This is a genomic window from Xenorhabdus aichiensis, assembly GCF_028598775.1.
GTDB classification, from domain to species: domain Bacteria; phylum Pseudomonadota; class Gammaproteobacteria; order Enterobacterales; family Enterobacteriaceae; genus Xenorhabdus; species Xenorhabdus bovienii.
In genome coordinates, this window is record NZ_JAQRFO010000081.1 from 1 (window position 1) to 7,527 (window position 7,527).

Annotated in this window: 8 protein-coding genes and 1 pseudogene; 4 read left to right on the forward strand and 5 right to left on the reverse strand. The window is 43.0% G+C overall.

Features of this window, described 5'->3' with window-relative positions; translation table 11 throughout:
* The 3 genes from PSI22_RS20470 to PSI22_RS20480 form a co-directional block, all read right to left on the reverse strand.
* Nucleotides 1-982: DUF637 domain-containing protein (locus PSI22_RS20470; RefSeq protein ID WP_273581349.1), on the reverse strand; the 982-nt coding region annotated here is incomplete at its 3' end.
* Between the two features lie 45 nt (nt 983-1,027).
* Entirely contained in the window at nt 1,028-1,453 is a 426-nt protein-coding gene (locus PSI22_RS20475) for a hypothetical protein (RefSeq protein WP_273581350.1), read from the reverse strand.
* 11 nt (nt 1,454-1,464) lie between these two features.
* Nucleotides 1,465-2,157: an IS1 family transposase gene (locus tag PSI22_RS20480; protein WP_273581351.1), complete on the reverse strand. Its 693-nt coding sequence runs from the start codon at nt 2,155-2,157 to the stop codon at nt 1,465-1,467.
* A gap of 99 nt (nt 2,158-2,256) precedes the next feature.
* On the opposite strand from PSI22_RS20480, the pseudogene PSI22_RS20485 reads away from it, so the two are divergent.
* From PSI22_RS20485 to PSI22_RS20500, 4 genes and pseudogenes are all read left to right on the forward strand, one after another.
* Nucleotides 2,257-2,772 (forward strand): annotated as a pseudogene (locus PSI22_RS20485) (FGGY family carbohydrate kinase); the annotation flags it as partial.
* A gap of 234 nt (nt 2,773-3,006) precedes the next feature.
* On the forward strand, nt 3,007-3,573 hold the full coding sequence (locus PSI22_RS20490) for an FGGY-family carbohydrate kinase (protein WP_273581354.1): 567 nt from the start codon (nt 3,007-3,009) through the stop codon (nt 3,571-3,573).
* 200 nt (nt 3,574-3,773) lie between these two features.
* Complete coding sequence (locus PSI22_RS20495; RefSeq protein ID WP_273581352.1) at nt 3,774-5,066, forward strand: MFS transporter; 1,293 nt, start codon at nt 3,774-3,776, stop codon at nt 5,064-5,066.
* Nucleotides 5,067-5,158: 92 nt separating this feature from the next.
* Nucleotides 5,159-6,043 carry an IS982 family transposase gene (locus tag PSI22_RS20500; RefSeq protein ID WP_273581353.1) on the forward strand — a complete coding sequence of 295 codons (885 nt, stop codon included), beginning with the start codon at nt 5,159-5,161 and terminating at the stop codon, nt 6,041-6,043.
* 204 nt (nt 6,044-6,247) lie between these two features.
* On the opposite strand, the gene PSI22_RS20505 is transcribed toward PSI22_RS20500, so the two are convergent.
* Together PSI22_RS20505 and PSI22_RS20510 are read right to left on the reverse strand one after the other, a co-directional pair.
* Nucleotides 6,248-6,736 carry a GNAT family N-acetyltransferase gene (locus PSI22_RS20505; RefSeq protein ID WP_038246657.1) on the reverse strand — a complete coding sequence of 163 codons (489 nt, stop codon included), beginning with the start codon at nt 6,734-6,736 and terminating at the stop codon, nt 6,248-6,250.
* Nucleotides 6,727-6,999, reverse strand: coding sequence for a type II toxin-antitoxin system TacA family antitoxin (locus PSI22_RS20510; RefSeq protein WP_038196004.1), 273 nt, complete (start codon nt 6,997-6,999; stop codon nt 6,727-6,729). Before PSI22_RS20510 ends, PSI22_RS20505 begins: the two co-directional genes overlap by 10 nt.
* Nucleotides 7,000-7,527: the final 528 nt, after the last annotated feature.

Below are 7,527 nucleotides of genomic sequence, written 5' to 3' on the forward strand. Positions count from 1 at the left end.
ATAAGGGAAGTTTGGATTTGATGGGATCGACAACGCCTTGCCCTTCCACTAGTTTTCCCCACCCCATTGAGTGATCTAATCCCCCTAATGCCCCCCCCACAACCATTTGTGTCACCAGGGATTTGACTGCGTCGCGTTTCGCCAGGTCTGCCAGTGTTTTGCTGAGATCCCCTTTATTTTCCACTAAGGCAACCGCAGCCTGAGAGGTCAATCCTATCATGCCGCCATAAGCTGCCCCATAAACCGCGCTCGCCGCTGCACCTGTGGCACCGGTTGCTCCAACCGCACCATTTGCCGCCCAGGCTGCCATCCCAGACCCTGCCGTCACCGCTGCAACCGCAATCGCAATGACGGCACCCGCCACGGGATTTAAACTTTGACTTTTTTTATCCCAGCTACTGTACGCATCCTTTACCACATGCCACTGGACATCATTGCGGTTTCGGAGATCTTTCAACCATTCGGTACCGGGCGTATTACCGAGTCTTACTAACGCGTCTTCGAGTAACTGTCCCTCTTTCGCTTTCACATCTGCATTAATGCCTTTCGCGGCTTCCACCGTCAACGCACCGCCAATATGCACCGACGGGATGGCCCATGTTTTCTCATTACTGCCTTTATCGTGATGGCTAATAAAAAAACCTTTTGACGTCGAAACAGTCTGCTCAAATGCCGTATTTGGCATCGCCTTGAAGTTCACTTTCCCTGTCTGGCTGGTGATGGTCGCATTTTTCTGGGTTTCAATCCGGCTCGCTTCCAATGTCACATCATCTTTTGCCATCAGGTTAATATCACCGTCCGCAATGAATTCCGTGGCTTTATTCGTTGAATTCTCTTGCCTGCGGGTTTCAGTCGAAGATCCGAAAATGGAGCAAGATTTAATTCCCAAAAAGCTTTTACATTTTCTCTTTTCTTCTTCCCATCGGTAAGTTTCTTCCATTGCCTGAGCATAGAGAACCCCCCCTTTTGCGGCGATATCCATTATTCCCTTGGCAATTAATGACGTTGCCTGGAATAAAACACTGCCCTAGGATTGAATGGTTAATGCACCCCCACTCCTAAGCTGGCTGGCACGTTGCGTAGCCTGTTCAGTTTTGTTTTCTACAACATATTCCTTTAATGATTCGAAGCGAATATTCCCGCCAGTGGAGATAGCCATATCACGCCCGGATACCAGGTTTGTCGCATAAGTTGATAGATTGCCTGCCGCAGAGAGAATGAGATTTTTAGCGGCATTGAAGGTGCTGATACCCGAAGTGTACAGTCGTTTATCTTGAGAAGGCTCAGTTACAAATCGTCGAGCCAGAAAAATTAAATCCCTGCCAGCATTGACTGAGATGTCCCCTTCGGTCGATATCAATTTGATAATACTGCCCACAATATCTTGACCTGCACTCAGTTGCAGCCGATCCCCGGCGATAATGTCAGTGCCTCCCGCCCAAATTTTGGTCATGCTCCTAATAGTTAGATTATCCTTGCAAGATAGTATTCACGCTCAATGAACGTTCCGATGATTTTGTCATGCAGGATTTCTGATTTAGAGTAGCAGATCGTTTTCCGATTCAGCCTTTTTATTCGAGTACGCAGGGTCAGATTCATTCTTTCGATGCGTTGGGTAAATTTCTTTCCTCTGAGGTGAGTTCTCTCAGGAAGGCAATCATAAACAGCATAATTATCAGTACAATAATACTGGATTTCAAACGATGCCAGAAGCGCCAACAGTTTTTCCAGCGTTTTTTTACTGCGATCGCCAAATACATGTGCGATGATTTGCTTCTGGTTTGGTTCCCACGCATACCAGAGCCAGCGTTGATTCTTCTTGTTGCCGACAAATGACCACTGCTCATCAATTTCACAGATAATGTGAATCTCACTTCCTGCCAGAGGCCGTGTTGTTACTTGTCTGGGTTCAAGTTTCACGGTATTGATCCCGACGTTCAAAACACGTGCAGTGTCTCTGATCCCGCCGTTATTTATCGCCATATCAGTGATTTGTTCTTTCACTCCGGGTTTGCAGGCTTGATAGGTGTAATTCAGTTGGAAGGTTTTACGGCAGGCATAACAGTGATAACGCGGGTGCCCACTGCTTCCTTTTCCATGCCCTTTGACCTCCTCTGCTTTGTGACAATAACGACAAACCACATCAACTTTAGCCATATCTCACCAGTAATAAAAAATGGAAAGTTTACTACAATAATCTAACTATTGGGAGCATGACCCTGTTATGGCAGTGACTTATTAAAAAACACTGAAACACCAACACCTAGTATTGTTTATCACCCCGGTGAAGATTTATGGGAAAGTCTCATCAGAGCAATTGATAATTGCCTGATGAAATTTAATGATGACCGCCATCAAATTATGGGGATCGGATTATGCAGCATTCGCTGTTGCCGAGTTTTGCTGGATGAAAACGGTGAATTGGTTGAGCCTGTGATCAGTTGGATGGACATGCGGATGTCAAAACCCTATGTCCACCAAGATAAGCGAGTCAAGTATGTAACGACCACTTCTGGTTACCTTGGTTTGCGGCTGACGGGCTCTTTCAAAGACAGTAGTTCTAACCAAGAAGTTCATTGGCCAATGGATTGGCAGACCCTACAATGGGCAAATAATGATGATGAAATCCAACACCAAGGACTCAAACGTAGCCAATTGTTTGAGTTGATTAAACCAGGGGAAAGCTATGGTTCACTAAGAGCGAAACTAGCTGAACGTTTTGGCTTATTGCCAAATATAGAGGTATTTGCAAGCGGTAACGATAAATCGGTAGAAGTTTTAGGGACTGGGATCACTGCCGATGACGAGATCATGATTTCGCTAGGAACCTTTATCTCCGCAATGCTTTATCGACACGACTATTACCCTAATGCTAAGAACTTTTTTCCAACATTAGCATGCGAACCTTTCAAATATGTATATGAGTCAATTGGAATCCGGCGGGGAATGTGGACGGTAAGCTGGTTTAAACATTTAGCAGGTGAAGACATCAGCAAAATTGCTGAAATGGAAAACATCAGCGAAGAAGATGTATTAAACCGTATTGCTAGCTCTATTGCGCCGGGTTCAGAAGGACTTATCACCATCCTTGACTGGCTTAGCCCACCAAGCCATCAATTCCGCAAAGGCGTGATGTTTGGTTTTGACCAACGCCATACTAAATACCATATCTACCGCTCTATTTTGGAAGCGATTGCCTACACCATAAAAAATTATATCGATGTGATGTTACAGGAGACATCCTCAACGGTTAATACGATACGTATTATTGGTGGCGGCTCAAAAAGTGACGTTTTAGTGCAAATTATTTGCGATTTATTCGGTAAAAAAACCTACACCTTAAAGGCGAACAGTTCTGCTTGCCTCGGCGCTACTATGTGCGCCGCTGTTGGGTTAGGGCTGGCAAAAGACTTTGAACAAATAAAAAAAGCGATGGTTCACATCGACAAAGAGTATATCCCTCATCAGGATAACCATATTTATTATGGCGCCATTAATGAAAATGTCTATAAAAAAGCCAGAAACTACACAGATCCACTGTTATCAGAAGTTTATCCTTTTCTGAAAAACTAATTTCTAAAAAAAACAAGTTCTTCAAGATCCTATGGGTTAGCAAAGCGTCTTTATGCTGCTTCAAAAAAACGTATCGCACACCAAGTACGTGACTATTTTTAGCGTGACTTTGGTTAACAAAATCCCTATTGGGAATAGTGATAAAGAGCTCATCACTTTGAAGAGCATGGCAGAAATAATATCAGATGGGTATGGGAATCATGGAAAACACTAAAATTAAAAAATCTACAAAAAATAGCAGTAGGTATATACAACTATTGTTGTTGACCATCGCAGGTGGGGCAATATATCCGATGTTATACTTAAGGCAAATCTATCAAGATACAATGATACAGGCCTTTCATATTACTCATGTACAACTTGGCCAGTTATATTCTGTCATGGGGCTTTTGTTCTTTATCTGTTATATGCCAAGTGGTTGGTTAGCAGATAAGATCAAGCCAATGAAATTGATTACATTTTCTCTACTGGGCACTGGATTATTAGGAATTTGGTATAGCACGTTACCCTCCTACATCGCGCTACTCATAATCTTCTCAGGTTGGGGAGTAACCACAGGATTAACCTTCTGGGGAGCCGTGATGAAGCGCATAAAAATTCTTGCTGCCAAAAATGAATCTGGACGCTTCTACGGGATCTATGACGGCGGGCGCGGTTTGGTTGAATCGATCCTAGCAAGTTTTGCGTTGTATATTTTTTCTGTCACAGTAGGCTCAGACAACACCAATGTCGCACAAGGCCTGGTTCATGTGATCCACCTTTACGCATGGTTTTGTATTATATTGTCTGTGATCTGTTTCTTTTGCATCTTTTTTGAAGCAAAAACGCCAGAACCAGAAGATAAACAGATCAAGGTAGAAAATAAGAGCCTGATGAAAGACCTCATTTTTATCCTGCGGCAACCAGAAGTCTGGCTTATCTCCATCATCATTTCTGCAGGCTATCATTTATTCTGGTCGACCTACAGTTTCTCTGGCTATTTGCAATCAGGGGGCTGGAACTTTACCGCTGTGATGGCAGGCACCATCACCACCATCAAACTATGGCTACGTCCAGTAGGTGGGATAGCAGGTGGTTTTTTAGGTGATAAGTTAGGAAATATCAGAATATTAATTTATGCACTGGCATTGAGCATACTTGGGATTATAGGGCTGATTGCTATCCCATCAACCAACTTGTCTTCTGTTCTGGTTGCTAATGTCTGTATTTTCCTGATCCTGTTTGTCGGTTTGCTAACTTATGCCATTCGTGGCTTATATTGGGCAATTATCGAGAATCTAAAAGTACCACAAAGTAAGCTTGGTATGGCAATAGGCGTCATTTCAGCCATCGGTTATTGCCCAGACATTTTTATCCCGCTTATCAATGGCTACATCATGGAATATGCACCGAATCTAAAAGCAGGCTATCAACTTTACTTTGGTTACACCGTGGTAGTGGCTCTTTTTGGTATTGTTGCCTGTTTCATGCTAAAACGGCGTGTTTTTCGCTAGCTAACCTGAGGTTTGCTTAAGAAGGGAACTAAGTGCCTGAGGCACGATCAAAGTTTTTGTCAAAGAAAACAAAATCGTGGAGATCCTCAGGCATGTCTAATTTAGAAGAACTTTACTGCTGCGTCGATGACTTTTGCCAAAAATTTATTCCTCTCTGGCATCAACAGTTAATTGAAAATGGCTTGCTCAAACGTCGCTGCGAAGCTTCCCTTTCTCTCAGTGAAGTGATGACGCTCCTCATTTTATTCCACATGAGCCATTATCGTGATTTTAAAACGTTTTATATTCAGCATGTCAAACACTACCTTAAAGCCGATTTTCCCAGGTTGGTCAGCTACACCCGTATGTTAACCTTAAAGCAAAGGGCGCTCATTCCTCTATGTGCTTTTTTTTCGTCACGCAAGGCTGAAACCCAAGGGATCGCCTTTATTGATTCAACCAAAATTGCTGTTTGTCACAACCTCCGTATTCCCCGTCATCGCGTATTTGAGGGCGTCGCACAGCGAGGGAAAACGAGTACAGGCTGGTTTTATGGCTTTAAACTTCATTTGGTTATCAATGATTGTGGTGAACTTTTAGCGGTTAAGCTGACCTCAGGAAATAAAGATGATCGTCATCCCGTCAAAGCACGGGTACAAGGGTTAACAGGATGTTTGTATGGCGATAAAGGGTATTTGTCACAGGCCTTGTGCGATGAACTGAAAGCAGAAGGAATAACGTTAATCACTCATGTCCGTAGTAACATGAAGGCAAAAGCGTTATCTCTCTGGGATAAGCTGATGTTGAAAAAGCGATTTTTGATAGAAACGGTCGTGGATCAGCTCAAAAATATTTCTCAGATAGAGCATTCAAGGCACCGTAGTCAGCTCGGTTTTTTATTGGAAATCGTCGCTGGCTTAATTGCTTATACATTCCAACCTAAAAAACCGAGCTTGAATTTACGGGATTGTGATATCGCTATTTTTAAACGAAGCTGAGGTTAGCTAAAACTTGGAGGCATTACCTACGCTCAAATTGAGTTTTTAAATCACTATTCGTCGCTAGACCATAGGGGTTGTACGCGGACATTACAACTTTGCTGTTACAGAGTGGGTAGCAATCGCCGGTGTACAATCCGTACCGCCCGTAGAACGGTCAGGAGCTTTCATTCATGGCATGAGCCATGATAGACTGACTAACCATTACCTCTGTTTACCTAATGGAAACATCAGCGTATATGGCTCCAACGGTGACTGGGCGAAACCAAGACGGGTATAGAACGTTCTGGCGCTCTCATCAAGTGCATGGACGATTATAGCTGAAATGCCTACCTGTTCAGCCGTGCTGGCGACACGCTTCCAAGCATCTTGGAGAAGCAATGCCCCGAGTTTCTTCCCCTGATATTCCACATCGACAGCCAAACGACCAAGAAGCACTACAGGTATAGGATCGGGCATATTACGTTTAAGCGATGGTGTGGATTCAATATGATTAATAGAACCAGCGCTTAGACAATAATAACCGATAACGTTTTTTGTACCCTCCGTGCAAATAACAAATGTACGGCTCGCGCCGAGCTTATTATTTTTTAAAGCCCGGCGTGAAAGCCATTCATTTAATGTTTCATGCTGGCAATAAAAATCATTTATATTATGTTCAGCCGTTAATATTTCAGGTGCACTTATTCCCATGGTGCTTTATACCCCATGAGTTTTTTGAAACCTGAATTATCAGAAAGCGGTTGCTCCAGCATTTGCATGAATGCATGATATTTCTCGTCGTTAACGAAAAAGTGGCGCTGATCGAGTATGGTCTCTTCGGCTGCGCGACAGGCAGCATCCAAGATAAAATCAGTTCGGGTCTTCGAGTGCAGGTTTGCTGCATGGTCAATAAGCTCCCGCTGGAAGGCTTTCGCCCGGATGTTGATCGGGGTTTCTTTAGGTTGTGTTCTCATAAATCACCTGTGTAGCTATTAGTTATACAGTCATTATAGCGGACGTATAACTAATAGCTATACATTTAGTGCTTCTATTTGAAATTTCATAGGGTCGCATGGGTTGAGGACTGTGCCGGATGGGCGAAAACAGCCGTCAAAAGACCGTTTAACGGTAGCCCATGAATCGATGAGTAAGAAGTAGAAGACGACTCTTATTGAAATATATGTAAAACAATAAGATAAGAAATTTTTAGCTTATGAAGCAGATTATCATTCAACATAAGTAAAATCTGAATTTTATCACCCTGATTTAAAAGGGTTATTTCTCTCTATTTTTCAATATCGCCTTTATTTATATAGAAAACTCCCTTTTCTGACTGCAAACGTTGATGTTAAAGGGTTAGACCCCATGAGGAGTATCTGTAAATCATACTGGATATTAGTATCCGTTTAGCGAACGAGAACCTCATGCTCGTCTTTCATCAGGATCCGAATCCATAGATGATTCATCATGACCGTTTATAGTACGTTTTCGCTCCATTGACC

Coding starts and splice junctions, on each gene's coding strand:
- PSI22_RS20475 (WP_273581350.1), bottom strand. CDS start 1,453: ATGACCAAAATTTGGGCGGGAGGCACTGACATTATCGCCGGGGATCGG.
- PSI22_RS20480 (WP_273581351.1), bottom strand. CDS start 2,157: ATGGCTAAAGTTGATGTGGTTTGTCGTTATTGTCACAAAGCAGAGGAG.
- PSI22_RS20490 (WP_273581354.1), top strand. CDS start 3,007: ATGGAAAACATCAGCGAAGAAGATGTATTAAACCGTATTGCTAGCTCT.
- PSI22_RS20495 (WP_273581352.1), top strand. CDS start 3,774: ATGGAAAACACTAAAATTAAAAAATCTACAAAAAATAGCAGTAGGTAT.
- PSI22_RS20500 (WP_273581353.1), top strand. CDS start 5,159: ATGTCTAATTTAGAAGAACTTTACTGCTGCGTCGATGACTTTTGCCAA.
- PSI22_RS20505 (WP_038246657.1), bottom strand. CDS start 6,736: ATGGGAATAAGTGCACCTGAAATATTAACGGCTGAACATAATATAAAT.
- PSI22_RS20510 (WP_038196004.1), bottom strand. CDS start 6,999: ATGAGAACACAACCTAAAGAAACCCCGATCAACATCCGGGCGAAAGCC.